At 57.1% G+C, this 24,753-nt stretch carries 23 protein-coding genes; 12 read left to right on the top strand and 11 right to left on the bottom strand.

All coding sequences use genetic code 11. The features are described from left to right. Positions 1 to 17 precede the first annotated feature (17 nt). The 4 genes from LU196_RS18005 to LU196_RS17990 form a co-directional block, all read right to left on the bottom strand. Positions 18 to 1,403 (bottom strand): MFS transporter, encoded by a 1,386-nt coding sequence (locus tag LU196_RS18005; protein ID WP_232761193.1) that lies wholly within the window; start codon positions 1,401 to 1,403, stop codon positions 18 to 20. A 138-nt stretch (positions 1,404 to 1,541) separates the two neighbouring features. Next, positions 1,542 to 2,615 carry a TauD/TfdA family dioxygenase gene (locus LU196_RS18000; RefSeq protein WP_232761194.1) on the bottom strand — a complete coding sequence of 358 codons (1,074 nt, stop codon included), beginning with the start codon at positions 2,613 to 2,615 and terminating at the stop codon, positions 1,542 to 1,544. A gap of 442 nt (positions 2,616 to 3,057) precedes the next feature. Then, positions 3,058 to 3,681 carry a TetR/AcrR family transcriptional regulator gene (locus LU196_RS17995; protein WP_232761195.1) on the bottom strand — a complete coding sequence of 208 codons (624 nt, stop codon included), beginning with the start codon at positions 3,679 to 3,681 and terminating at the stop codon, positions 3,058 to 3,060. Between the two features lie 575 nt (positions 3,682 to 4,256). Then, on the bottom strand, positions 4,257 to 4,601 hold the full coding sequence (locus LU196_RS17990) for a cupin domain-containing protein (protein ID WP_232761196.1): 345 nt from the start codon (positions 4,599 to 4,601) through the stop codon (positions 4,257 to 4,259). A gap of 218 nt (positions 4,602 to 4,819) precedes the next feature. Here LU196_RS17990 and LU196_RS17985 point away from each other — a divergent pair, with 218 nt between their 5' ends. Continuing rightward, a complete protein-coding gene (locus LU196_RS17985; protein ID WP_232761197.1) occupies positions 4,820 to 5,380 on the top strand; it encodes a GNAT family N-acetyltransferase in 561 nt (186 codons plus the stop codon). A 46-nt stretch (positions 5,381 to 5,426) separates the two neighbouring features. On the opposite strand, the gene LU196_RS17980 is transcribed toward LU196_RS17985, so the two are convergent. Then, positions 5,427 to 6,206, bottom strand: a complete 780-nt coding sequence (locus LU196_RS17980; protein ID WP_232761198.1) for a MipA/OmpV family protein — start codon at positions 6,204 to 6,206, stop codon at positions 5,427 to 5,429. 249 nt (positions 6,207 to 6,455) lie between these two features. Here LU196_RS17980 and LU196_RS17975 point away from each other — a divergent pair, with 249 nt between their 5' ends. Together LU196_RS17975 and LU196_RS17970 are read left to right on the top strand one after the other, a co-directional pair. Then, positions 6,456 to 7,601, top strand: a complete 1,146-nt coding sequence (locus LU196_RS17975; protein ID WP_232761199.1) for an efflux RND transporter periplasmic adaptor subunit — start codon at positions 6,456 to 6,458, stop codon at positions 7,599 to 7,601. After that, complete coding sequence (locus LU196_RS17970; protein WP_232761200.1) at positions 7,601 to 10,648, top strand: efflux RND transporter permease subunit; 3,048 nt, start codon at positions 7,601 to 7,603, stop codon at positions 10,646 to 10,648. The genes LU196_RS17975 and LU196_RS17970 overlap by 1 nt, the downstream gene beginning before the upstream one ends. 36 nt (positions 10,649 to 10,684) lie before the next feature. On the opposite strand, the gene LU196_RS17965 is transcribed toward LU196_RS17970, so the two are convergent. Continuing rightward, positions 10,685 to 11,329 carry a LysE family translocator gene (locus tag LU196_RS17965; RefSeq protein WP_232761201.1) on the bottom strand — a complete coding sequence of 215 codons (645 nt, stop codon included), beginning with the start codon at positions 11,327 to 11,329 and terminating at the stop codon, positions 10,685 to 10,687. Positions 11,330 to 11,524: 195 nt separating this feature from the next. Next, complete coding sequence (locus LU196_RS17960) at positions 11,525 to 12,094, bottom strand: DUF4142 domain-containing protein (protein WP_232761202.1); 570 nt, start codon at positions 12,092 to 12,094, stop codon at positions 11,525 to 11,527. 440 nt (positions 12,095 to 12,534) lie between these two features. On the opposite strand from LU196_RS17960, the gene LU196_RS17955 reads away from it, so the two are divergent. Next, a complete protein-coding gene (locus LU196_RS17955; protein ID WP_232761203.1) occupies positions 12,535 to 12,747 on the top strand; it encodes a hypothetical protein in 213 nt (70 codons plus the stop codon). Between the two features lie 218 nt (positions 12,748 to 12,965). Here the strand turns inward: LU196_RS17955 and LU196_RS20430 are convergent, their stop codons facing one another. Further along, complete coding sequence (locus tag LU196_RS20430) at positions 12,966 to 13,187, bottom strand: hypothetical protein (RefSeq protein WP_370641018.1); 222 nt, start codon at positions 13,185 to 13,187, stop codon at positions 12,966 to 12,968. A gap of 491 nt (positions 13,188 to 13,678) precedes the next feature. Here LU196_RS20430 and LU196_RS17950 point away from each other — a divergent pair, with 491 nt between their 5' ends. From LU196_RS17950 to LU196_RS17935, 4 genes are all read left to right on the top strand, one after another. Next, positions 13,679 to 13,960, top strand: coding sequence for a biofilm development regulator YmgB/AriR family protein (locus tag LU196_RS17950; protein ID WP_232761204.1), 282 nt, complete (start codon positions 13,679 to 13,681; stop codon positions 13,958 to 13,960). Positions 13,961 to 14,286: 326 nt separating this feature from the next. Next, entirely contained in the window at positions 14,287 to 15,939 is a 1,653-nt protein-coding gene (locus tag LU196_RS17945) for a methyl-accepting chemotaxis protein (RefSeq protein ID WP_232761205.1), read from the top strand. Between the two features lie 295 nt (positions 15,940 to 16,234). Beyond that, complete coding sequence (locus LU196_RS17940; protein WP_232761206.1) at positions 16,235 to 16,732, top strand: glutathione peroxidase; 498 nt, start codon at positions 16,235 to 16,237, stop codon at positions 16,730 to 16,732. A gap of 2 nt (positions 16,733 to 16,734) precedes the next feature. Next, positions 16,735 to 17,238 carry a GNAT family N-acetyltransferase gene (locus LU196_RS17935; RefSeq protein ID WP_232761207.1) on the top strand — a complete coding sequence of 168 codons (504 nt, stop codon included), beginning with the start codon at positions 16,735 to 16,737 and terminating at the stop codon, positions 17,236 to 17,238. A 19-nt stretch (positions 17,239 to 17,257) separates the two neighbouring features. Here the strand turns inward: LU196_RS17935 and LU196_RS17930 are convergent, their stop codons facing one another. After that, the gene (locus tag LU196_RS17930; RefSeq protein ID WP_232761208.1) at positions 17,258 to 17,707 is read right to left on the bottom strand and encodes a GNAT family N-acetyltransferase; all 450 of its coding nucleotides are present in this window, start codon (positions 17,705 to 17,707) and stop codon (positions 17,258 to 17,260) included. Positions 17,708 to 17,760: 53 nt separating this feature from the next. After that, positions 17,761 to 18,615: a LysR family transcriptional regulator gene (locus LU196_RS17925; RefSeq protein ID WP_232761209.1), complete on the bottom strand. Its 855-nt coding sequence runs from the start codon at positions 18,613 to 18,615 to the stop codon at positions 17,761 to 17,763. Between the two features lie 167 nt (positions 18,616 to 18,782). On the opposite strand from LU196_RS17925, the gene LU196_RS17920 reads away from it, so the two are divergent. From LU196_RS17920 to LU196_RS17910, 3 genes are all read left to right on the top strand, one after another. Then, positions 18,783 to 19,634, top strand: coding sequence for a DMT family transporter (locus LU196_RS17920; RefSeq protein ID WP_232761210.1), 852 nt, complete (start codon positions 18,783 to 18,785; stop codon positions 19,632 to 19,634). A gap of 563 nt (positions 19,635 to 20,197) precedes the next feature. After that, a complete protein-coding gene (locus LU196_RS17915) occupies positions 20,198 to 20,908 on the top strand; it encodes a bacteriorhodopsin (protein ID WP_232761211.1) in 711 nt (236 codons plus the stop codon). Then, positions 20,905 to 21,735, top strand: a complete 831-nt coding sequence (locus LU196_RS17910; protein WP_232761212.1) for a beta-carotene 15,15'-dioxygenase, Brp/Blh family — start codon at positions 20,905 to 20,907, stop codon at positions 21,733 to 21,735. The genes LU196_RS17915 and LU196_RS17910 overlap by 4 nt, the downstream gene beginning before the upstream one ends. A gap of 25 nt (positions 21,736 to 21,760) precedes the next feature. On the opposite strand, the gene LU196_RS17905 is transcribed toward LU196_RS17910, so the two are convergent. Next, positions 21,761 to 23,725, bottom strand: coding sequence for a methyl-accepting chemotaxis protein (locus LU196_RS17905; RefSeq protein WP_232761213.1), 1,965 nt, complete (start codon positions 23,723 to 23,725; stop codon positions 21,761 to 21,763). A gap of 319 nt (positions 23,726 to 24,044) precedes the next feature. Between LU196_RS17905 and LU196_RS17900 the strand changes: the two genes are divergently transcribed. Further along, on the top strand, positions 24,045 to 24,686 hold the full coding sequence (locus LU196_RS17900; protein ID WP_232761214.1) for a glutathione S-transferase family protein: 642 nt from the start codon (positions 24,045 to 24,047) through the stop codon (positions 24,684 to 24,686). Positions 24,687 to 24,753 lie beyond the last annotated feature (67 nt).

Raw genomic sequence — 24,753 nt, 5'->3', positions numbered from 1 at the left:
CTTTTCTAACGATATTTTTAAAGAAATAACGCGGCCAGGATGACTCCGGCCACCCGGAGTATCGCCGAGATATCAAAGGCAAGCCTTGCGCCAGCGGTCATGCCCTCAGCGGCACCGACTATCAGTGCGCCCAGCAGCGCGACGCCCAGCGCACTGCCAACCTGCCGGGATACGTTAAAAAGGGCGGAGGCAGTCGCAGAACGCGTTGACGGCACGTTGCCGAGAATGGCTGATGTGAGAGCCGGAGTGCTTATTCCGGAGCCGATCGCCAGAAAAATCATACTCACCATGACAACGTAATACGGCGTGTCCCTGTCGAGGTCATGTAACAGCAGGAAGCTCAGTACGCATAAAATCCCGCCGCCAGCAACCGTGATCCGGGGCGTGAAATATCCGGCAAGACGGCTGCTTGTCACATTGGCAATCATGATCACTGTAAATGGCAGCAGAGCCAGCCCGGTCTGCGTGGGGGAGTACCCTTTTACGCTCTGGAAGAAAATGCTCAGAATGAATATCAGAGCATAGAAGGTCAGATTGGAAAGCAGTCCCAGAAGAACGGCAATGGTCAGCACGGCGTTCCGGAACAGCGATAACGGGATCATCGGCTCTGCTGCCTGCGCTTCCCGTGCCACAAACAGCAGGGCTGCAGCCAGAGCCAGAGCCAGCCCGGCCCATATTTCTGATGATAGCCATCCCTCTGCTCCTGCCTCAATCACGGAATACGTGAGCAGGAACAGAAACAGTATGGCCAGGACCTGGCCAGGCATATCAAAACTTTTACTCTGCTCTTTCGGCGTTTCCGCCACAAACCGGTAAGTAGCCCACAGGCTGAGCAGGCACACGGGAAGGTTAACGAGGAAAATGGCGCGCCATCCGAATGCTGTCGTAAGAAGACCACCGGCGACCGGTCCCATCGCGCTTACCGCTCCCCCGATGGCACTCCACCATCCGATGGCGTGGCTTCTCACTACCGCATCGCCCGCACAGGCATGGGACAGCAGCGCCAGTGACGTTGGGAGGATCAGCGCCGCACCGGCACCCTGCATGCAGCGTGCCGCGATCAGGACATTCACTGAATGCGTAAGCGCGCACGTGACGGAAGCCAGGCAGAAAAGTAAAAGCCCGCTGTTAAAAACCCGGCGGCTGCCAAAGCGGTCTCCGGCCGATCCCGCCGTAAGCAACAGAGCAGCAAAGGACAGTGTATAAGCGTCAACCACCCACTGAAGTCCTGAAACCCCTGTTTTTAGACTGCTGCCAATTTCCGGAAGCGCAACATTCACGATAGTCACGTCCAGCTGGACCACAATAAAGCCAAAGCTGGTTGCGAGCAGGGTTCCCGTGACGGTATTGCCCCGGCCTCCCGTTATGGCTGTCCGATGAGATGTCCGGCTGGCTGGATTCATAATGTTCCTTTCTGGCATGGCAACTGACAATAAGCCAGCTGACTCTGGTGCGCCTGTTTCGCCTTTTTCGTACTGAGGCCAGGCGGGCTGGTCAAAGCCACCGGACAGCAGGAGCAGGCTGCCGGTGGCAGTGCGGCTTCAGGCAGCCGACGGCGTTTTCTCACGCCCCGGTATTCCGGATGCTGCGGTTTTAACGTTGGGATCAAACACGCGGTCTTTAACGGGAACGAACGACCTGAAGTTCCAGAGATTGCGGGCTACAAAAATGCGCTGTACCCAGCGAAGCGCACGATCATTTTCATCAAAAACGGGCTTAAAGCTGTCACGGGAATGCAGGGTAAAACTGTTATTAATGAGGATCAGCCTGCCGGGGCTGATTTGAACGCCGAATGAAACTTCGCGTACTGCCTGATAAAGATTTTCCAGAGCCTGTTTTGCACGCGGATTTACGGCCAGCACCATATCCGGGTAGAAGGCTACGGTCACACGCGGGGCAGAGATAGGGCCTGACAGAATGGGACTCAGGTCAGTATTATCACGTGGTTCAGCCGACGCGCCGCGCCAGCGATAAGGCACGCGAATAATGAAATTTTTGCCGTACAGATGCTTGATATCCTCTTCTGTAAGTTTTTCCAGTGCCCGGCGGCAGTCGGAAATGCGGGTCTGCGGCCCGCCAAGAGGTTCCCCCCGGACGCCCAATAATATGAGTGCAAGAGGTGACGTATCGCCTTCCGGCATATATGCCTGCGCAGCATTTTCAATATGAAAATCGAGCTCAACTTCAGACCCGAGACCGGTAAACTCTTTGGCTGCCTCTTTATGCGGCGTAAGATTATTGACCAGCTCATGACCTTCATGGGCAATGGAATAAGGTTCACCCGTAAGCACACCCATTGCCACCAGTATATTTTCAGTTAATACGCCACTTTTGAATTCGCGGCCTGATTCGTTATGACGTGGACTGCCGGTGACTGACTTATCCACCGGTAGATTATCAATCTGCAATGAACCGAGCGCGCTCGCTGAAAATCCTTTAACCTTGTTAATTGCCGTGATCACCCTTTCCGGGAAAACCGTATAGGCAACCTTTCTGATTTTATTTAAATAAACGTCTGAGCCTGATGGGTCATAGTCAATTTTTTCAAGAACTGATCGGATATATTCTGATTCTTCCGTGCTGAGAACAATATTCTGATCTACATTCGGCTTCATTTATAAATCCTCATCCAGTGTGGTACGGGGTTCTTTACAAAACTATATAAAACCTACTCTCCGGAAATATCAGAGTCAAACCCATTTGATGAATTATTAGTGACAATTATGCATAAGCAATGAAAGACAGGATAAATGGCTTTGCCGCGCATGGTTTATATATTTACCGTCAACGGGAATGAAATGTGTTAATTTTATTGAAGGCGTAAAAACACACTGATCAACGAGACCAGTATTTATATTTAAGCTTAATAATTACATTACTGTAATTATTTCAGGTGACGGTGTAAGTATAATCAGCATGTTTTCATTAAATGTTCTTTTATAGAACTTTCCTTTCTCGCTCCAGCCGCAGATAACGTTTTCACCTGACGCATGCAGGACAGTCAGGATCCTGTTCCTTTTTTTTCTCCGGACGGTCATTCCTGCCATCAGCATCACGTTATCCCGTGTACTTATCATTACTGACAGGGAATGCGAGAACTGAATTGATAAAGAACTCATTCGATCTTCGCAGATTTTCAATTTTTGGTTTTACTTTACCGTATAACCTCATACCTTCCAGCATCATAAAAAGGCCTTCAGCCATAGTGCCGGCGTCATAATCATTCCGGAACACGCCTCTCTTCTGGCCCTTTTGCAAAATGCGCGTCAGCCGGGAAATCAGGCCTGAAAACATATATTCAATCAGCTCCCGGACATCCTCATCGCCAGGAAGCAGTTCACTGGCCGCCGCAATGGAAAAACATCCCCGGGATCCATCAGGGCCGGCGGTGAGCTGTGCAAAAAAATCGAGCGTCTGGGCCAGCGCTGTTTCGGGTTCAAGCTCTGTTTCACGCTGGGTGAGGCGCTGCAAACCGCCATCCATGTACTGACGAAGTGCAGCAAGGAAGATGGCATGTTTGTCGGGATAAAGTTTATAGATGCTTGCGCTGGCCAGCCCCGATTTCTCTCTAAGATCGGCAAGAGAGGTCGCTCTGTAGCCCTTTTCCCAGAACAACGCCTGAGCAACGTTCAGAAAATCAGTGGGGTTAAATTCTCTTGGCCTGCCGGCAGTTCTTTTCATGGATCACGAACCCTTATTGTGGATTACTTAATCTACAATCCGTTTGATGCTTTCGTAAAGTGCTTTTAACTAAAATTTTACTTTTGATGATGAGGCAAAGAGGATAAGGCGGGAAGGTAGGGAACGTTGCGGTCCGGGCTAGTCTGATCCTGACTTCTGAGTGATATTGCCTCTCCGAGGCTAAGGCTGATCGAATTTAACCCATAATGCAGATTTATACCCTATGAGCAATAATTTCCCCATGCAGTCGATAATTCAGCATAGGTTCATTTTTAGATCCGATGAGCCATGTTAGATGCTGATTCACTGTATACTGCTCATATCTTTTATCCTGATTCAGAAGATCCGAAACGATCTGAGTCGGTTCTTTCACCTCTGGCGGCGTATTTTCACACATAAAACTGCATGCTATGGCTAAGCAGCGCGCTGCTCATCACGCGCGTAAAGCTTGCGCCCGGCGAAAGTGCGCGGGCATAAAGCCAAGAAGGTTGATATCCCTGGCGTTACCAACGTACATGATGCGTGCGAGCCAGAGTCGGCGCCAATGCAGCGCGCCGTCACCCGCGCTACCCCTTTCACAAATCAGCCAAATCTTCGCGATCGCCACGCGGTGTAGGGTGCGAAATAACCAGAAACTCCACGCTTGAGGCGGCGTCATTTCGGGCCTGGTGTTTAGCGCCGGGAGGAATTTCAATGCCCTGAAGGGGGCCGATCGCGTGTCTCTCGCCTTCAAGCTCCATCGTTAGCACGCCCTGAAGCACATAAAAGAACTGCCGGGAAACGGTATGGACGTGACGTTTTTCTTGGGTGCCGGGCGGCATCTTTTCATGAATAATCAGCATGTCCTGGCGGTTCACTAAATACCATCCGTCGCAGCGCTCGCCCCAGATATAGTGCGCGGCATTCTCTTTGGAGATCATTGTCTCTTCCTGCTAAAAACTTTATTTGTGCGTTATAACATAGCGTTGGGACGCCCAACGCACCAGCATCAGACAACGTCATCGGATGCCGCACCTGAAAAGAGGGTCTCCCGCGCGCTCAGCCTTGCCGATTAGCGGGTGGCGATCACACCCTGACAGCGTTAGCCTCTACGGGTACGTTACCGGCAGAGCCACTAAAATGAACAAGGAGATGATCTATGCCAATCCCGACGTTACACACGGAACGCTTGCTCCTTAAACCGCTGGAGGCGGGCGATGCGCCGCAAATACAGCAGCGCTATCCACACTGGGAAATTGTGCGGTACATGGTCTCCTCGGTGCCGTGGCCGTATCCGGATAACGGGGCAGAACAGTATGTGAATAATGTGGCACTCCCGGATATCGCCAAGGGCATTGCCTGGTTCTGGACCCTAAGACAGCGCGCGGCGGTGGATAACCTGATGGGCCTGATCTGCCTGTATGACGTAGAGGATAACAATCGCGGATTTTGGCTGGCGCCAGAATATCAGAGACAGGGCTATATGCGCGAAGCCAGTCTGGCGGTGACCGATTACTGGTTCAACACCCTTAACAAACCGGTATTGCGCGCACCCAAAGCCGCGGTGAATCAGCGCTCCCAGCGGATTTCTGAGCAAAGCGGGATGCGGCGGATTCGCACCGAAAAGAAAGCCTACGTCAGTGGCGTGCTGGATTCAGAGGTGTGGGAAATCACCCGTGACGAGTGGAATGCCCGACACGGCAAACGCACGCGCGTCTGAGCGTGCAACAGGCGCGCGCAAAACCGTGTGCGCCCGTTCACCCGATTCAGAACGTATAGGTGATCGCCAGCAGGCCCGTGCCTTCGTTGCGGCGGGCCACCAGCGGGCTGTTCGCCGCGTGGTCGCCCAGCCACGTGTAACCCGCACTGACCAACGTGCCCCAGTGGGCGTCAAACTGATGATTCCAGAGAAGGCTGGTATTGGTGCCGTAGAACCCTGCGGCGGCATCGTACCGGTTAAAACGGCTGCGCTGGCTTTGTTGCTCGCTGACACCGTACCAGGTATTCATATAGCGGCCATCGCCGAACAACGCAGCGGTTTGCAGGGCGACGGTATCCGACTGGCTCTGCAGCGGGACCAGCGTGAATGAGGCTTGATAATTTACACCCTGGCTGTCACTGAGCGGCAGCACCGCTTTACCCTCTATGCTAAACCAGGGCGTCATCTGCCACCCTAAAGCCAGGCCAGTATTCACGGTGGCCGCGATATTGCCCATGCCGCTGAGCCGATCGGCGCCGTCACGCCAGTCCGAATTCCGGTCGGCGCGCCCCAAACCGTAGCCGAGCGTGTGCTCCAGATAGATACCGTTGGCACTCTGCAAATCATAGCCAATTCCTTTTTGCGCATCCGCGAAGAAGGCCCCCTGTCTGGCCTGCAGCACCGGCACTGGCTGCAGGCGCAGGGTGTCCGAGCCGCTGTAGCGTGGCGCATATTGCGCGCCTACGCCCAGCGTGACGCCATCCTGCGGGCCGCTATCATCCGCCTGCACCGCTGCCGCCGTTACCAGCGTCAGCGCAGCCACACCCTGTATTATTTTGCCCATCATCACGTCACTCCGTTATCCGTTTCTGTCGCGCCCTGGATTGGGCGACGGCCTCTTCGACGGATTATTGCCTGGCTTTGTCAACAAACCGCCAGGGAATAATGGAGAAATGGTCAAGGCGCGCTTCTGGCGTAAAAGCGGGGGGTAAAGGCCGAAAAAATGATGCCATCTTGACATTACCTTGACCGTTTATCGGACGATCCTCGACAGTGCAGCGCTGTAATGGCGTGGTCTTGAAAAAGGAACCGCGCGATGACTGATGAACTGACCCGCCTACTGAAACACAGCCTTGAACATCTGCTGGCCGTCCGCCGCCTGTATGGCGTATTACCTCTCCTGCCCTGCCTGGTGGCGTGTGCACTCGCCCTTACCGGATGCGGGCAGCCCCCAGCTCCGCCGCCCGTCTCCCCCCGTCCGGTGAAAACCGTCGTAGCCTCCGCGCAGGCTGACGCGGCGTCCCTGACGCTCACCGGTGAGATACGTGCCCATGATGAAACCGCGCTGGGCTTCAGGCTGGACGGGCGCGTGCTGACGCGTAGCGTCGACATCGGCATGCGGGTGCACGCCGGTAGCGTGCTGGCCACGCTGGACGCGCAGACTGTGCAGAACCAGCTGGTCAGCGCCCGGTCAGATGTCAGTAGCGCCCGCGCCACCGAGCAGGTCGCCGCGCTGAACCTGCGGCGTATGCGTGCGCTGATGCCTTCGGGTGCCATCGCTCGGACGCAGCTGGATTCCGCGGTGTCTGACTGGCAATCTGCCCATGCGCGTCTCGAAAGCAGTGAGGCGGCCTACAACACGGCGCAACAGAACCTCAGCTGGGCATCGCTGACGGCACCCACGGAGGGCGTGGTCACCAGCGTCAGCGTCTCAGCCGGTCAGGTCGTCAGCGCCGGGCAGACCGTCATGACGATCGCCGCCGGTGACGGACGCGATGTCATCATTGATGTCGCCGATCCCGGGCGCATCCCGCAGGGAAAGGACGCCCGCTTTCAGGTCGCGCTGCTCAGCGATCCGCGCGTTACGGCCGTGGGTCACCTGCGTGACGTGAGTCCGCAGGCCGATCCGCAGACGCGAACGTGGCGGGTGCGCATCACGCTGAACGATCCGCCGCAGCCCATGGTGCTGGGCGCGACGGTCACCGTGACGCTGCCACGCGGTGGGTCACCGGCCATCGCCCTGCCCGCCTCCGCGCTCACGTGGGTGGCGGGTCAGCCAGCGGTTTTTGTTCTCGACACAGCGCGCGGTCGGGTTTATCGACGTGTCGTTGTGCTTGATCGCTATTCCGCCTCCACCGCCTTTATCCGTGACGGTATCCCACCAGGTGCCCGCGTGGTCACCGCGGGGGTCAGGACGCTCCGCAACGGCGAACGCGTGGCAGCAGAAGAGGAAAATATCTGATGCAGCAACCGTTTAACCTCTCTGCCTGGGCCCTGGCGCGCCCGCAGTTAGTGGCGTTTTTGATGCTCATGCTGATGGCGATGGGCGTGTTTTACTACCAACAGCTGCCGCGGAACGAAGATCCGGCGTTTACCATTAAAACCGCCGTGGTGACGGCGCAGTGGCCCGGCGCCACGCTTGAGGATACGGTCCGGCTGCTTACCGATCCGCTGGAGAAAACGCTGCAGGAGGTCCCCTGGCTGGATTATGTGCAGAGTGAAACGCACGCCGGTCGCAGCGTAATTTTTGTTAATCTGCGCGATGACACCCCGCCGGACAAGGTGCCGGACACTTGGTATCAGCTGCGCAAGAAAATGCAGGATCTGGCCCCGTCACTGCCGCAGGGCGTGCAGGGCCCGGCCGTCAACGATGCGTTCGACGATACCTTTGGCACGATTTACGGCTTTACCGCCGACGGCTTCTCGCTGCGCGAAGTGCGCGATCGCGTAGAGGCCATTCGCCGCGATGTCATGAGCCTGCCGGACGTAGGCAAAGTGACGCTATTGGGCGAGCAGGAAGAGCAGATCGTGGTGGCCTTTTCCCCGCGTAAGCTGGCCGCCATGGGGTTAAGCCTGCAGCAGGTATCGGATGCGCTACAGGCGCAGAATGCGGTTGAACCCTCGGGCACGCTGCGCACCGATCGGGATAACGTCGCCCTGCGCGTGAGCGGCGCCTTCAGGAACGAAGCGAGTCTGCGCGCCGTGACGCTGCACGTTAACAACCGTTATGTGCCGCTGACCGATATTGCGACCCTGTCGCGCCACGCAGCAGAGCCCCCCGCCCCGCTGTTTAGGGTAAATGGGCAACCGGCCATTGGCCTGGCGATCGCCATGGCACCCACTGGCAATATGCTGGATTTTGGCGCGGCCCTGCGTGCGCAGATGCACCGCGAGGCGCAGCGCCTGCCACACGGCATGAACGTTGTTCGCGTGGCTGACCAGTCCGCCGTGGTCAGCCAGGCCGTCAGCGCATTTGTGCGGGTATTGAGTGAGGCCGTAGTCATCGTGCTGGCCGTCTCCTTTGTGTCGCTTGGCCTGCGGGCCGGCCTGGTCGTCGCTGCCGCTATTCCGCTGGTGCTGGCGATGACCTTCACGGGCATGCATTTGGCCGGTATCGGCCTGCAGCGCATCTCGCTGGGCGCGCTGATTATCGCCCTCGGCCTGCTGGTGGATGATGCCATGATCACCGTCGAGACCATGGTTTCACGGCTGGAAGCCGGTGATACGCGCCATGAGGCCGCCACGTTCGCCTTTAAAACGACCGCGTTTCCCATGTTGACCGGCACGCTGGTGATGATTGCCGGCTTTATCCCGGTCGGCTTTGCGGCCTCCAGCGCCGGGGAATACTGTTACACCTTGTTCGCCGTGGTGACCCTGGCCCTGCTGTGCTCCTGGATCGTAGCGGTACTGTTCTCGCCGCTGATCGGCAGTTGGCTGTTGTCGACAACCCTGTCAAAACACGCTGCAGGGCCGGGCAAGCTGGGCACCCTTTACCGCCGCCTGCTGGGCTGGGTGCTGCACCATCGTCTGCTCACCCTGGGTATCGCGCTGGCGGCGCTGCTGTTAGCGGGCATGGGTACGCGCTACATGCAGGGCGAATTCTTTCCAGCCTCCGATCGCCCGGAGCTGCTGGTCAATCTGTCTCTGCCCGCGAATGCCTCACAGACGGCCACGCTACAGCAGGTAACACGGTTGGAAGCGGCGCTGCAGGGCAATGCAAATGTGGATCGCTATTCCGCCTACGTCGGCAGCGGTGCAGTGCGCTTTTATCTGCCGATGGACGTCCTGCTGGACGATGAAAACACCGCTCAACTCGTGGTGGTGGCCAAAGACCTGGCGGCGCGTGAACGTCTGCACCAGCAGCTAAACGCGCTACTGGCAAAAGATTTTAGTGCGATCACCACGCGCGTTTCCGCGCTGGAGCTAGGGCCCCCGGTGGGCTGGCCGGTGCGCTATCGCGTCACCGGACCGGATTATGCGCGCGTACGGACGCTTGCGGAAACGCTCTCTGACGCGCTTGCTACCTCTCCGCTCACGCGCGGCGTGAATCAGACTGCCGGCGAACCCGAGCGCGTGATCACGCTGGAGGTGAACCAGACGGCGGCGCGGGCTGCGGGGATCTCTTCCGACGCGCTGGCACAGTACCTAAATACGCTCTGGTCCGGGCGCGTGGTCACAAGCGTGCGCGACCGTAATCGGCTGATCGACGTGGTACTCAAAGCCAACGAGGCCGAGCGAAACGACCTCAGTTTGCTGTCGACGCTGGTGCTGACCGGCGATAACGGCGCAAAAATTCCGCTGTCGCAGATCGCCCAGCCGCAGGCGGGGCTTGAGGAGCCGGTAATGTGGCGTCGACAGCGGCTACCCTTTATTACCGTTCAGACGGATATTGCACCCGGTCTGCGCGCCGAAGCGGTCTCGGCGGGCCTGCGTCCTACGGTTGATCGGCTACGCGCCCAGTTACCGCCAGGTTACCGCATTCAGGAAGAGGGCGCGGTGGCGGAATCAGATAAGGGAAATCAGTCGGTGATTACCCTGCTGCCCGTCACGCTGCTGGTGATGCTGGTGTTGCTGATGATCCAGCTGCAGCGTATCTCCCGCATGGCGCTGGCCCTGCTGATGGCCCCCTTTGGATTACCCGGCATCGTGCTGGCGATGCTGCCCACCGGCACGCCAATGGGCTTTGTTGCCCTGCTGGGCGTGATTGCGCTGGCCGGCATGATCATTCGCAACGCGGTGATGCTCATCGTTGAAGCTGACGGGAATGTCGCGGCGGGCCTGCGTCCTGACGAGGCGATTACCCAAGCCGCGCTGCACCGCGCGCGGCCCATTTTGCTCACCGCCTGCGCGGCAATTCTGGGCATGCTGCCGATCGCGCATCAGGTTTTTTGGGGACCGATGGCTTTCGCCATCATCGGTGGCTTGCTGGTGGCCACGGCTGTCACGCTAACCCTGCTGCCCGCGCTGATGAGCCTGTTACTGCAGGTTGAAACCAAGCGAAACCAATAAAAAGAAGCCCAGGCGCGATGGGCGCCTGCCTGTTGCTTAACGGCGGGTCAGCGCCAGCCTGATACCCAGCGCGATAAAGGTGGCACCGACAATGCGATCCAGCGCATTTTGCAGCCGATGATTACCTGCGACGACGCTGGCGGCACCGCCGGCCAGCACGGCAAAGGTACAGTCGGTGATAAAGGCAATAAGGGCATAAGTCAGCCCCAGCAACAGAAAGGATACCGTATGATGTTCCCCTTCAGGTGAAACAAACTGCGGAAAGAAAGCCACAAAGAACAGGAGCACTTTGGGGTTGGTCAAGGTGGTAATAAACCCTTTTCTCAGCAGCGAATACGCGCCGCGTGCTGGACGGTTTGCAGTGTTGCTGGCCGCTTCCTGCAACGCGTTTTTGAACGTGCCGATGACCATTTTGCTGCCCAAGAAGATCAGATAAGCCCCGCCTATCAACTTGACCGCCGTAAACATCACTGGCGACGCTGCCAGCAAGGCTGTAAGACCTAAGGCGCTGGCGATGGCGTGTGTGCAGCTGCCTAGCGCCACGCCGGTCGCCGAGAGTATGCCGGCACGTCGCCCGTTAGCCACGCTTTGCCCAATCACGTAGGCCATATCGGGGCCGGGCGTTACGGAAAGCAGAAAAACGGAAAGTGCAAACAACCCAAAGTGCGTGACATCCAGCATTATGTCCTCGCCTAACAGGAAAATTTCACGCCTGAATCTATCGGGATGCGGGCAAGAATGCCCGTCGCCTGGCTGGGCGAAAGCGGACATTGTAACCGGCTCATTACTTCATCAGGAGCAGGTTTCCAACAAGGTTGTTCAGAATGCAGGGGCTGAAGCCCACCGAACAACCGATTTATCACATTGGGCTTTCTCTTACATCGACATGTCCTGAGCCGATTTCAGGTGCTGCTCAACAACCGGTGTGTGCGCCTCGGCGAGCGCTTTTACGTCGGGATCCGTGATCTTGCTGGCGTCTTTTTTCAGTGTTGACAGGACCATCTTGTGATCCTTGGTCCCGGCGTTTTCCATGTAAAGCTTGTCAAACGCGCTGCCGCTCTGTTTTTCCAGCTTGGCGGCCATGGCCTTATGTTTGCTGTCTGGCTCTGTCGGCAGCGTTACGCCTTTTTGTTGCGCCACCGTCTGCACCTTGGTCAGCGCCGCGCTATGATCGTCGACCATTTTCTGCGCGAAGGCTTTGACGTTGCTGCTTTGGGCTTTGCTCAGGGCAATTTTCGCTGCGGCAATTTCATTGATATTGGCTTGCGCCATGTCTTTCATCGCCTTTTGATCCCCGGCGCTCAGTGGCGCACCGGATCCGCTTTGGTTGGCGGTAGCCGGTTGTGCGCCGCTCGCAGGTGCCTGTGCCTGTACGCTGGCTGCGTTTACTAGCACGGCCACGACCGACACGGCCAGTAGCCCTTTCAAGGTATGAGACTTTTGCATCGTATTCTCCAGAAATAAGGTGAGGAGCGCGCCACAGAGAATACCTCTCTGCTCTGCACGACCATAATACAAAAACGCCAAGTACAATGGTGAGTATAGTGGCACACTGCACGATGCCCGAATTTTAATTGAGGGTTTTCCACCCTCAACATCAAATAACGATGGCCATAGGGATTCCATATCTGCACAACAAATGAATTACAGTATGTAATACGAGACAATTTAAACAAATAGTTGATTTTTATTGATAAAAAATGTAGCACCCCATTTAATTAAACAATGTTGAAAATTATCACGCATCTTTCGTTTCGCTTTTACTATTTTCTTGGCAGAAAAGATTACCGCTGGGCTTTATTTAGAATACTTAGATGAGGATAATACAAAGGTATTATTCCGCAGATTTGACGACGCCGAGAGATTAGGCGTAACAAGGAGGAAAAATGGATACCCGCTCTTCACAGACGAGAGAACGAATCAGTTCGGTAATTGGAAGCGCAATATGCAGCCTAATTTCCGCCGGCAAACAGGTGGAAAAAAATGCGCTGCTGGCACACCTCAAAATCTCAGAGGCCCACGCCGTAGACGGCATGAAAAAAGTGTACGGTGCAGCGATTCATCTGGTGAAGCAAAGCCCGCCTGTGAAAGAAGATTAAACAGAAATGACGCGCTCATGTAGAAGCGGTTTTTTGCGCCGCCCATGCTTGCACCTGCGCCCCTCTCGCAAAACAAAGACGCGCGATCGCCTCACCGACAAGGCACATGGCTCATATCGCTATTGCTCCGCAGGCGTCGGACACCGCGTGGCTATCTTCAAACATGCGGAAGCGCGCGATCAGCCCTTTCTATGAGCATGTCGAGGACAAATTCGGTTTCAATACGTTTCTGCGTTTTTTTCACGCGTGATGCAAGCGCCAATCGCCACCAGCCGCATTCCTTTAACGCGTATCGCTTTGATTTCAAAATGCTCTGGCACCCATTCTGCGCGAAGTTGTGCATAGAATTCCGCTCCACCCGCCCTGCCGCGTTTACGCCCTACCCAAGGGACGCGCTGCGTATTGCCCGGCACCAGCCAGTCAACGTCTTCACTTACCAATTCCGCGATCGCGGAGGCCTCTTTTTGCCGTAACGATACGGTGTAAAAACGCTTCTGCAACGGCCTGGGGCGTCTGAATACTCATCTTCAGTCTCTCCTGATAGCGTGATAAAAAGCACGACTAACTAAAAGGAAAATTTCATCAGCGGTTTAACCCACGGAGCGGTTGATGGACACGCTTTGCGCCCCAGCTGCCAGAAAATTGCTAATTTGAAGGGCGGCATGTTAGGGTAACCGTACTGGATTCTTTCCGGGCCACATCCGGTATCAGGCGAATCGGCCTTTGAATCGATTCCGGGGCACACTCCCTAACGCGCCGATTAAGCGGCTTTCATATACACACTCATCCCGCTGATGCAGCACGCCTGACAGCGTCCGTGTGCGATTTTTTCGCAGGGATCTTTCACGGCATTGGCACACGTCATCATTCTCTTTGCGTCGATCCCTTCCTGGGAGGAAAGGACCGCTTGCTCATGCAGTTAAGGTTTACTATGTCGACGAATTCATCCGACAATATTGCACACACGGTGCGCGCAGCCGCGGGTTGTGACTTAGAGCCCAACGCGCCCGCGAACGGCCTTTACACCGATTACGATAGCCCGAAAGAGGCGGTCGGTGCCATGGTCCGTGAGCTTCTGGCTTGCGGCAAAAGGGTCAGCTTTGAGGAGATCCAGCTGATGCTGATTGTGCGCCTGAAAATGACCGTCGATCTGTCGCAGGAGGCGATTCTCAAGGGCGCGCTGACGCTGCTACAAACGGCGGGTCAGCCTTAGATCGCCGGGCACGCGACCGCCCTTCAAGTCTCACATCCACTCCAACGTTTTCCGCTCAGCGTGAAGGTAACGGGCCGCCGTCTCTTTCATGCGGGCGTTGCTTTCATCTGCTTACATTTTAACCCGCCTTGAACCTGAATTAATTGTTCGATTTGCCACCAAAACGAAAGGGAATGACTATTCTCTAAAACGGAACGGCGAAAAATGAGAATAAAGCCATTGACGGCGGTACACCTTTGCCTTCCAACCCGACATTAATGAGATAAGGCGCCTAAAAAAGCGCCACATCTTTTACCTGCACAGCATCCAACTTTGACGAGACTGTTATGAAAAACACCAGCATTGGAGTGCGCCTCGGCGCCGCATTTGGTTTTCTGCTGATTCTTCTCATCCTCATCGCTATCACCGGGTATACGCGCATTCAGTCACTGGGCGATACGGCAGAAACGCTTGCCGGCAGCCGCTATCAGAAGGTGTCGGCTGCGCTAAACCTGCGCTATAACGCCATTGATATGACGCGACTGGTGCGCAACCTGGTGATCCTGAATACCGGCACTCCTAAACAGCAGGCGTTCAAAGCGGAGTATGAGCGCCTTCGCGATCGCATGGCCCGTAACACAGAGCAGCTTCAGCAGACGCTGAAAGGGTCCGAAAATCCCGCTGAGCTGGCGGCGCTGCAGACCACCTATCAGGCTTACCAGCGCTTCTCAGATGACGTCGTGGCGCTTGCGGTGGAGAAAAGCGGTGAAGAAGATGCCACGCTGTTATTCAGCCCGCGCTTCCAGACGCAGCTGGATTACATGAACGTCATCACCAATATCGTTTCACACCAAGAAGCTGGCATGCGTAAAGCCGCCCAGGACGCCACGGATGAACGCCGACAGGCCTCGCGGATCCTGAGCGCACTGAGCGTTGTCGCCATCCTGTGCGCCGCACTGCTGGCGTGGCGTATCACGCTCAGCATTACGCGCCCGCTGGGTGTGGCGCTGGCTGCCTCGCAGCGCATCGCCCGTGGAGATCTCACCACGGCGGTGCCGGTACAGGGCCGGGATGAAACCGGCAGGCTGCTTAACGCGATTCAGGCGATGCAGGCGGCGCTGGTGCAAACGGTCAGCACCGTAAGAAATAACGCGGACAGCGTGGCGACGGCCAGCCTGCAAATTGCCCAAGGCAACGCGGATCTCTCGCAGCGCACCGAAGAACAGGCCAGTGCGCTGGAGCAGACCGCCGCGACCATGAGCGAGCTGAGCGTGACGGTGCGTAACAACGCCGATAACGCCCGTCAGGCCGCACAGCTGGCGGTTAACGTCCGCAAAGTGGCCCAACAGGGCAGCGACGTCACCACCGACATTAACGGCACGATGAAAGATATTGGTGAAAGCTCGACCCGCATCGCCGATATCACGGCGGTGATCGATGGTATTGCCTTCCAGACCAATATCCTTGCCCTGAACGCGGCGGTTGAGGCGGCGCGCGCGGGTGAGCAAGGCCGCGGCTTTGCCGTGGTCGCCGGGGAAGTGCGGACGCTGGCGCAGCGCAGCGCCACTGCCGCCGGGGAGATCAGACGCCTGATTGAGGCGAACTCGGCGAGCGTGCAAGCCGGAAATGACCTGGCGGCGCGCTCGGCATCGACCATGGCGGACATTGTCGCTTCAGTCGGGCAACTCACCGATACCGTGGAGGAGATCCAGGCCGCCAGCGCCGAGCAGGCCCGTGGCATTGAGCAAGTCGGCATTGCCGTCACGCAGATGGATGGTGTTACCCAGCAGAACGCCTCGCTGGTGGAGGAGTCCGCTTCGGCGTCGCAGAGTCTGCAAGAACAAGCGGCCCTGTTGGTGCAATCGGTCTCGGTATTTAGCCTTGCGGCGCTGACACGTGCACCCGCTGCGGCACCGATTACCGCGATGCCTGCATTGTCGGCAGCCGCGCCCACCCTGCGCCCGGCAGCAGCGGCAAGTGAAAACTGGACCACATTCTAAGCGCCCGCCGCAGGGCGGTTCTCCCCGTCCTGCTGACCGGTTTTACCGTCAGCGTTGCTGACGGCGTCTATCTGTGAGGGCTGCAACCGCAGCCTTTTATCTCTCACTCCGCCCCCTTTTCCCGGATGGAATGGGGGAACGGACTGGCGTGCCCGCCTGATGGGTAAAATGCCGTTGGCGTAAAATCTGATGTCCCCCTCATGGGCTTGTCATATCATACGCAACGGCTCTGCCTCGCGGCCTGACGCTGCGGGCCAGAACGCGACCAAACGGCTGTCACGTGGAGGATCCTGACATGGCCCCTTTTTATCATCTTTCTGCCACCCGCTTGCGCGGCGAGCCGATTTCGATGGCTGACTTCATGGGCAAGCTGGTGCTGGTGGTGAATACCGCCAGCCACTGCGGTTTCACACCGCAGTATGCGGGTTTGGAAGCGCTCTATCAGAAATACCGCGCGCAAGGCCTGATAGTGCTGGGCTTTCCCTGCAACCAATTCGGCAAGCAGGAACCCGGCAGCGCCGAGGATATCGCGCAGACCTGCCAGATTAACTACGGCGTTAGTTTCCCGATGTTTGAAAAAATAGACGTCAATGGCGCCAACGCGCATCCGCTGTTTCGCTATCTTAAAAAAACCCTGCCGGGCGTACTGGGCGGCCGTATCGTATGGAATTTTACCAAGTTCCTGATCGCGCCAGACGGTACACCGCTCAAGCGCTTTGCGCCGCTGACCACGCCAGAGAAAATGGAGCAGGCTATCATTGCGGCACTGAAACGCCAGACGGGAGGGGAGTGAACGTGAACGCGTTGACGGTACGCCGCCTCACCGAACAGGATAGCGAGGCATTTAGGCGGGTAAGGTTAGAGGCGCTGCGCCTGCATCCCGAGGCGTTTGGTGCGTCCTATGAGGCGTGGTGCCAGCGCCCCGCCTCCTTTTTTGCCGAAAAACTGCGCAGCGATCGGGTCTTCGGCGGATTCGACAGTGAAAACACCCTGCAAGGCATAATTGGATTGCGCTGCGAGACCGCACCGAAACTGTGTCATATCGCCACAATCTGGGGCATGTATGTGCGCGCTGATTTGCGTGGGTCAGGCCTTGCCGCTCTGCTAATGGCGGCAGCGCTTGAGGCGGCCGGTCCCGTCAGAACGGTAAAGCTCGCTGTGGTTACGACCAATCAGGCAGCCTGTGCGCTGTACCGCGCCTTTGGTTTCATCACCTGGGCCACAGATACGGCCGCGCTGTGCGTCGAGGGCGTCTTTCATGATGAATTTCTGATGAAGCGGGAACCGCACAGCCGTTAGCCCGTCATGGCGCACGGTATTACAGCTCTTTGGCGAAACACACCGCCTCGGGGCGGTTGACATACGGCCCGTAATTCTCAATGCGCACGAAGCCATGTTGAAGATAAAACTGCACCGCCCTGTGATTAACCCGCCGGGTTTCCAGCCACAGGGTCCGGTAACCTAAGCGTTTTGCAGACGTTTCAAGAAAGGTGAGTAACGCGTGACCGATGCCGGGTGCGCTGCGGTCCGAAAACATCCTTTTCAGCTCTGCAATCTCGTCGCTGAGCGGTCGGATCGCGCCGCAGCCTACCGCGTCGCCATGACGGTTCCGGGCCAGCACCCAGCGTGCCCGGGGATCGTCCATGGCATCGACACTAAAATGGCTGCCGCCGCTATCGCCGGTGATGGCGTGAAGTTCAGCCGACAATTTTTCAAGGAGAAGACGTGATTCTGGCGATGTCAGCAGGCAGGGAGCGACGGTGATCATGCTTACCTCTTTTTATCATGGACCACAGAAAAGATGACGCTGCGCTGGCCGCATTAAAGACGAAACATCTGCTGAATGGTCTGTGCCAGGAGTGCGACAATCTCATCATCGCGCGCCGCGGCACTGCGTATCAACAAAATATGGTGGTCGGGGATGGTCGGCATCTCGTCCAGAATCTGCATTCGTCTGGAGATCTTACCCCGGTCAATCAAGCTGATGGCTAAACCTGCCTCGACGCAGGCTTTCACTGCCTGGCTGGAATGACTTTCCAGCACGATACGCGAGCGCCTGCCTGACGCGTCCAGAGACGCGGCCATGGCTCTACGATACACGCAGGGTTCAGCATATACCGCCAGCGGTAACGGATCTTCCGGCGCCACGCGGCGGTGCGCCGCCCCGACCCAGACGGGCGTTGTGGCCATCAACAACTGCGCATCAGGGTAAGGTTCGTCCTGCGGCTGGACGATCACCGCCACCTGCACTTCTTCGCGTTGCGTCCATGCTTTCAGCTGGTTGCTGGGCCCCAGCTTGAGTTCCAGCACCACGTTTGGCCAGGCGTGGCTGAACGTCGGCAAAATCTCTTCAATCACCTGAGTGGCATATTCGTCAGGCACGCCGAGGGCGACGCGTCCGACAAAGTCGGTGCCTCGCAGATCTGCCAGCGCCCGATCGTGTGCGCGCAACAGCTCAGCCGTGGAATGTAGCAGGCGTTTGCCCAACGCTGTCAGCCTGACGGACTGGTTATCGCGCTGCAGCAATTGCCCCCCCGCCACCGCCTCAAGCCGTTGAATATGGGTGCTGATGGCCGCCGGGCTTTTGTGCAGCAGCGCAGCAGCGGCGCTGAATTTGCCAATGCGCACTACGGTGTGAAAGGTCCGCAGCAAATCGATGTGTAAACTCGCGGTCATGATTCACTCTTTATAAACAACTCATACAAGTTATTTTGATTTACCATATTAGCCCCGTTTCGTAGCCTTTGGGGATGAAATTAATCACGCCCCCGCAAAAAACACGATCGGCTCATCGCCGTTGGCTTCACGCACTCCCGCTGCCTGTCCTGGAAGCGGGTCTCCTGTTGTCCTGGAGCTCGGGGTTTGTCGGCGCGCGCTTCTCTATTGACTATGCCCCTGCCTTGCTGGTGGTGTTCTGGCGCTGCGTGGTCATTACGCTGCTGCTTTTTCCGTTCGTTTACCGATCGCTATTGAAAACGCCCTTTTGGCTGTGGGCCAAACACGCCGGTATCGGGTTGCTTGCCATGGCGGGTTATATGCTTGGCGTTACCCAGGGCATTGCATTCGGTGTACCGGCGGGACTGGCCGCACTGTGCGCAGATATGCTGCCGTTGGGTATGGCGCTGCTAGCCGCAGCCTTTCTTGGCGAACGCCTTGGCCGCCGGGTCTGGCTGGGTCTGGTCATAGGCATGGCGGGTGTGATTGGCACGACGTACGGTGCGCTGAGCATGGGGAACGCGCCGCTCTGGGCTTATGCGCTGCCCATAGCCGGTATGCTCTCCCTGGCCATCGCTACCCTGTGGCAGAAACGCATCCGCGATGCTCACACCCTGCCGCTGCTGCCCAATCTTTGGCTGCAGTGTTTTGTCTCCAGCATCGCGTTTGCCGTGATTGAAGGAAGACAGCACAGTCTCGTTCCCCCTCCCAGCGTGGGCTTTGCCTTGAGCGTCGTGTGGACCGTAACCCTTCCCACCTTTGGCGGCTATGGTCTTTACTGGCTCTGCCTGCGCCGGAGTTCCGCTACCCGCGTCGCCACCGTGCTGTACCTGAGTCCACCGATCACGATGCTTTGGGCATGGGCGATGTTTGATGAACCCTTGTCGTGGCAGATGGCGGTTGGTATGGCGATTTCCACCGTCGGTATCAGGCTGGTGTTGCGCGCCGAGAGACGACACGCGCATGCGGACGCAGCCTAACGCATAGTTCAGCGATGGGTTCAGATGGCTGCGCCACGACGCACCCGAAGCGTTGGAAAGGCCCTCGCATTTTTAAGCGATAGTTAATCAAGAAAGAGAGAGCCTGTGGACCAGGAAAATAATCCTCTCCAGTGAATGATAAACGCCTTACTGCTTTTAACGTTTTAAACAAACGTCAGGATTCAATCACGCCGCCCATAGCAGAAAATTAAAAATTTTATTTAATTATCAATTAATCTCGCCATTTCACGCAAGTGTGCCACTTAAAAACATTAAATATAAGCTATTGATTTAATTAATATAATTAAATATTTTTGATATAAAAAAGCGTTATAAGAAACCGAATCGACATAAATTCACATCAAAAATTACAAAGCAGACCGCGATTGTCATTCTTTAATCCGGCACGGTGCATCTCCTTGGTCAAAAATAACCTCGTTGCCGCGCAGCGCATTTGAACTCTGTTCAGCACTTCTTATACTTTCCTTATTCTTAAGACAGAACGCACATGTTTAACTCAACCGTTCCCTCCCTTTTCGCCTGTCAGCCAAGGAGACATTCACATGGATCAAACCGCATTCATGATCGGTTTTTCGGTCATGGCTATCGCATCACTGGCCCTCTATGCCACAGGGGGCAAAACCGCCTCATCCTATCCGCACACGTTATTGCATGCTTCAGTGCCGTTTATCGCCGCCACGGCTTACCTGGCCATGGCGTTAGGTGTGGGTAATCTGCTTCTGCCAAACGGAACCCCCGTGTATCTGGCGCGCTACGCTGACTGGTCTATCACCACGCCGCTGCTACTGGCCGGTTTGGTGATGCAAGCGGCGGGCGATCGCGGTAAACCTGCAGAAACAGGCGGACTGATCACCGCGATTGTGGTGCTGGATGTGATGATGATTGTCACCGGACTGCTCTCGTCACTGGCGGAAACGTCTCTGGTAAAATGGGTATGGTACCTGTGGTCTTGCGCGGCCTTCCTCGGCGTGCTGTATCTGTTATGGCGTCCGTTACGCACGCTGGCAGCTGAAAAAGGCCACGCCGCCTCTGCGGCATACGTCAAAAACGTCGCACTGCTCACGGTAGTCTGGTTTATCTATCCCATCGTCTTTTTAATCGGACCCGAGGGCATAGGCATCATCACCGACAGCGCCTCCATCTGGTTATTTTTAATGCTGGATATCACGGCCAAAGTTATTTATGCCTTTTATGCGGCGGCGAACCTGGAAAACGCATTGCGCCAGGCGCGTAAGGGTGTAGGCCGAGCATGATGCGTCCTCAGCGGCACGCCGCGCAGCTGCTCTTGGCAGCGGCGGCGCTGGCTGCTGCAGTCAGTCCGCTGGTGGTTCAGCTGGTGTTTGCGGTTGTCGCCATCGGAGGGATTGGCATGGCGCACGGTGCCAGCGACCTTGCCATTGTCCAGCCTCACAAGCAGCGGCTGTTCCTCGCCTGCTATGGGCTGGCTATCGTGCTGTGTTTAGTATGGTGGCACCAGAGTCCCGCGTGGGCGCTGCCGGGTTTTTTGATAGCCTCGGCGCTGCACTTTGGCTGGGAAGATGCGCCAGACGGGCCGCTGCTGGAACGTATTGGCCGCGGCATTAGCCTGATTGCCACACCCGCAGTGTGTTACCACAGTGAATACCGCGCCATTCTCTCCGCTGCGGGTCTGGCGCCTGCTGCGCGCGATCTCCTTACGACCACGCTGGCTGCGGCAGGCGCCGTCGCCGCCAGCGGGTTGCTGATTATGGGCGCGGTGCGCGGCAACAAGTCCCTGCTCGCGGGCACCGCAGCGCTGCTATTGCTGCCGCCGTTCGTGGGCTTCTCTACCGGCTTTCTCCTTCTGCATGCGCTGCCGCAGACGGAACAACGTCGGCGGCAGCTTGGATGTGCCAGCTACGCGGAGTACCTGCGGGCCACCTGGCCGGTGTTAATGGCAGCCATCGCGCTGGCCGCCATGGCCGCATGGATAACATTACCGGCGGGATCGGGCGAGGTGCGCCCCCTGTTTGCGGCCCTTGCCGCGCTGGCGATCCCTCATCTGCTTGTAACGCCTTGGTTTGCCCCAACGCTCGCGCCACCTCCCGGCGGGACACGCTAGATATGCCGTCCCCACGGGCGCGTCGTTACCGCCGCGCAGAGAGCGTTTGCAGCACGTGCAGTTCAGCCACCGCTTCCTGCATGGCATCCATGCCTGCCGTCAAGGTACGCAGGTTATCCAGCTGTCGGGTCATGTCGGCACGCTCCTCGCGCGTACGATGACTCATTGCCGCAATGGTATCAGCCGCATGAATGCTGCGATCGGCCATATCCGTGGCGGTCAGTACCGTGTGAGTCGCTACGTCGCGGATACGGGAGATGGTGCTGACAGCATCGTCGATATTACTTGCCGTGGCTTCCGCCTGCTCTTTGGAAGAGTGGGCCAGGCGGCGCACTTCGCCCGCGACCACGGCAAATCCCCTGCCCGCTTCGCCTGCGCGCGCCGCTTCCACGGCGGCGTTAAGCGCCAGGATATTGGTCTGGAAGGCAATATTGCTGATGCCGTGCGTAATGACGCTGATGCCGTTGGAGATCGCTTCCAGATCGTCAAGCCCTTCACCCAAGCGGCTCTGCGCCTGCTGACTCTCTTTCGCACTGTGGCTGATGCCACGAATGGCGCTTTCGGCCATTTCCAGCGCGTCGCTCTGATGCTGCGTAGCGGCTTCCAGCACCGGCAGAGCCTGCACAATGGGCGCTAACTCTTGCTGATAATTGACCACCCGCGCCAGCACGCCGGACTGTACGCGGTTAAGCGTCTCCCAGCGGCGCAGCGCGCGTTGAGCATAGTGCGCCGCATAGCTGGCATACTCCACGGGGAAATGTGCCATCGCGCGCGCGTCGTGGTTAAAGAACACCAGCGCCGACAGCGTCTGATTGATGGGCACGCCGAGGATTTCGCCGAAACTAGAGAATCCCGCCGCGGGGATCCCCTTGAAGAAATGCGCATCGTGAAGCTGGTCGGCATTGCCCACGCGCCGCAGGATGCAGTCGTTCATCAGGATCGCCGCCGGTTTACCGTGACGCTGAGTAAAGGCCTGCCAGTCACGTTGCGTTGCCTGCTTAAAATCCGTTTCGCGCATGAGGTAAAGCCGGTCGCCAAACTCAAGATCGCAGAAAAACTGCACGCTGTTGGGGGCCATTTTGGCGACAGAACGAATGAAAAACGCCTCACCCACTTTCACGGCGAACGTCAGTCCTTTGAGCCGCTCGGTAAGATGGTGCTCCTGGCAGTTAAGGTGCTCCGCCAGCGCCTGCGTAAAGGATTGCTGCTGCCCCTGTTGATTAAACACAGACGTCAGCGTGCGCGTTACCGGATCGGCCTCGGCGATGAGCCAGCTTTTGTTGAGTGGCTCAAAGTTCTGGCTTTTGAAAGGCGAAAACGATTTTCCTGCCGCCATTCGACAAAAAACGATCAGCGCTTTGCCTTGCAGTACGCGACCGCCGAGGCCCATCCAGGTGCCGTCAAAGGTCGTGCGGCCGCCCGCCGACCCGCCGATCGCCAGGCAGGGAAAACGGCCGGTGTTATACCAGGCTTGCATCAGAAATCCTTCAGACGCCGACAGGCCGTCACAGTAAATCATGGCAAAGGTACGATCGGCGGAGAGCGGCATTTGCAGTTTCAGCGCAGCCAGCTCGCGTTGAATGGCACTGATGCGATCGGTGGCCGTGTGGGTGTCATGAAGATGCAGATCGACGACGTGCGTTTCATGTTCCGCGATCAGGCTACGCGGTAACCAGAGCCAACTGCCCTCCTGCCCATCACCTTTACAATAGGTGGACTGTTTGCCACTGGCGCTGAGCGCACCGTTGGAAGAGAGCGTTATTACGGTGAGATCCGCTGAGGTGAACCGCTGCCAGGCTTGATTGACCTGTTGAAAGTCGGCTTCTGGCGGCACGAAGGTCAGTAAAATACCCGCAGCTCGCTTGCTGAGGCCAATAGCCGAGAGCGTGTCAGGCAGATTCTGGCAGTTAAAGATGCCGTCAGCGGGGTGAGCGCGCGTAGCAAAACGGGAATTAAGGACGTTCCTGCACAGTGTCGTGATCGCAGACATAATCGTATTTCCACAGTAATTAAAAGGGTGCTGATGATGTAAAAAAGAGGGCTAAAAGCAGGTCCGTTCGCAATCAGTACTCATGAATCGGGCTCAGCGATAAAGGTGCGCTGAGCGGGTGTTATCGACGCTCAGCGCCAGAGCTTCAGCAATTACTGTGATTGGCGTCACAAATAATAGGGTCACCACACTGCATAACAGGCAGAATGGCGGTAGGAGCCTGTCTCGTCAGGCGGCAGGCCTGAAACGCGGATTGCAGCTGTTGCCGAGAGGCAGGTGATGGTATTTTGCAGGGAAGCGCTTTGCCTGAAGGATTCAAATGCTCACGGTATGGGGACGAAAAACATCATCAAACGTGCAGGCGTTGATGTGGTGCATTGGGGAAATGCACCTGCCGCATGTGCGACATGACGTAGGACATCATTTTGGCGGTACCGATACCGCCTTTTTCGCTGCGCTTAATCCGAATCGTACAGTGCCGGTGCTGCAAGAGGGAAACGATCCGCCGCTGTGGGAAACCGGGGCCATTTTGCGCTACCTGGCGAACCGCTACGGCACCGAGAGCTTCTGGCCAGCCGATCCCGTTGCCCGGGCCAATGTGGATCGCTGGGCGGAGTGGTCGAAAATCAATGTGGCCATGGCGTTCACCGCCCCGGTGTTTTGGCGCGTCGTGCGCACGCCGCAGGCGGATCGCGACAGCCGCGCCATTGCAGAGGCGATGGCCAAGTTAGAGGCCGCGCTCTCTATTGCCGATCGACAGGTTGCAGAGCATCCGTTTCTGGCAGGAGCCACCTTTACGCTCGCCGATATTCAGCTGGGGCATATTCTCTATCGATACTACGACATTGATGTGGTGCGGCAGCCTTTCACCCACTTACGCGCGTACTACGCGCGCCTGCTCGCGCGCCCGGCTTTTCAAGAACACGTTGTGGTTTCGTATGATGCGCTGCGGGTCGACTAACAAGAGAGCGAGCGCACCGAGACTCGGCTTTCCTGCCCTCCCCATGGCCCGCTTTGCTTACCGCGTT

The sequence above is a fragment of the Pantoea sp. Mb-10 genome, assembly GCF_021272205.1.
GTDB lineage: Bacteria > Pseudomonadota > Gammaproteobacteria > Enterobacterales > Enterobacteriaceae > Pantoea.
Note: the sequence above shows the minus strand (reverse complement) of the source record. Positions and strands in the feature narration are given on the sequence as shown.

What these genes read in the sequence shown, in the direction of transcription:
- LU196_RS17930 (WP_232761208.1), bottom strand. Translation starts at nt 17,707, where the DNA reads ATGATCACCGTCGCTCCCTGCCTGCTGACATCGCCAGAATCACGTCTT.
- LU196_RS17980 (WP_232761198.1), bottom strand. Translation starts at nt 6,206, where the DNA reads ATGATGGGCAAAATAATACAGGGTGTGGCTGCGCTGACGCTGGTAACG.
- LU196_RS17910 (WP_232761212.1), top strand. Translation starts at nt 20,905, where the DNA reads ATGATGCGTCCTCAGCGGCACGCCGCGCAGCTGCTCTTGGCAGCGGCG.
- LU196_RS17925 (WP_232761209.1), bottom strand. Translation starts at nt 18,615, where the DNA reads ATGACCGCGAGTTTACACATCGATTTGCTGCGGACCTTTCACACCGTA.
- LU196_RS17995 (WP_232761195.1), bottom strand. Translation starts at nt 3,681, where the DNA reads ATGAAAAGAACTGCCGGCAGGCCAAGAGAATTTAACCCCACTGATTTT.
- LU196_RS18000 (WP_232761194.1), bottom strand. Translation starts at nt 2,615, where the DNA reads ATGAAGCCGAATGTAGATCAGAATATTGTTCTCAGCACGGAAGAATCA.
- LU196_RS17950 (WP_232761204.1), top strand. Translation starts at nt 13,679, where the DNA reads ATGTCGACGAATTCATCCGACAATATTGCACACACGGTGCGCGCAGCC.
- LU196_RS17945 (WP_232761205.1), top strand. Translation starts at nt 14,287, where the DNA reads ATGAAAAACACCAGCATTGGAGTGCGCCTCGGCGCCGCATTTGGTTTT.
- LU196_RS17990 (WP_232761196.1), bottom strand. Translation starts at nt 4,601, where the DNA reads ATGATCTCCAAAGAGAATGCCGCGCACTATATCTGGGGCGAGCGCTGC.
- LU196_RS17960 (WP_232761202.1), bottom strand. Translation starts at nt 12,094, where the DNA reads ATGCAAAAGTCTCATACCTTGAAAGGGCTACTGGCCGTGTCGGTCGTG.
- LU196_RS17915 (WP_232761211.1), top strand. Translation starts at nt 20,198, where the DNA reads ATGGATCAAACCGCATTCATGATCGGTTTTTCGGTCATGGCTATCGCA.
- LU196_RS18005 (WP_232761193.1), bottom strand. Translation starts at nt 1,403, where the DNA reads ATGAATCCAGCCAGCCGGACATCTCATCGGACAGCCATAACGGGAGGC.
- LU196_RS17905 (WP_232761213.1), bottom strand. Translation starts at nt 23,725, where the DNA reads ATGTCTGCGATCACGACACTGTGCAGGAACGTCCTTAATTCCCGTTTT.
- LU196_RS17965 (WP_232761201.1), bottom strand. Translation starts at nt 11,329, where the DNA reads ATGCTGGATGTCACGCACTTTGGGTTGTTTGCACTTTCCGTTTTTCTG.
- LU196_RS17900 (WP_232761214.1), top strand. Translation starts at nt 24,045, where the DNA reads ATGCTCACGGTATGGGGACGAAAAACATCATCAAACGTGCAGGCGTTG.
- LU196_RS17955 (WP_232761203.1), top strand. Translation starts at nt 12,535, where the DNA reads ATGGATACCCGCTCTTCACAGACGAGAGAACGAATCAGTTCGGTAATT.
- LU196_RS17985 (WP_232761197.1), top strand. Translation starts at nt 4,820, where the DNA reads ATGCCAATCCCGACGTTACACACGGAACGCTTGCTCCTTAAACCGCTG.
- LU196_RS17970 (WP_232761200.1), top strand. Translation starts at nt 7,601, where the DNA reads ATGCAGCAACCGTTTAACCTCTCTGCCTGGGCCCTGGCGCGCCCGCAG.
- LU196_RS17940 (WP_232761206.1), top strand. Translation starts at nt 16,235, where the DNA reads ATGGCCCCTTTTTATCATCTTTCTGCCACCCGCTTGCGCGGCGAGCCG.
- LU196_RS17975 (WP_232761199.1), top strand. Translation starts at nt 6,456, where the DNA reads ATGACTGATGAACTGACCCGCCTACTGAAACACAGCCTTGAACATCTG.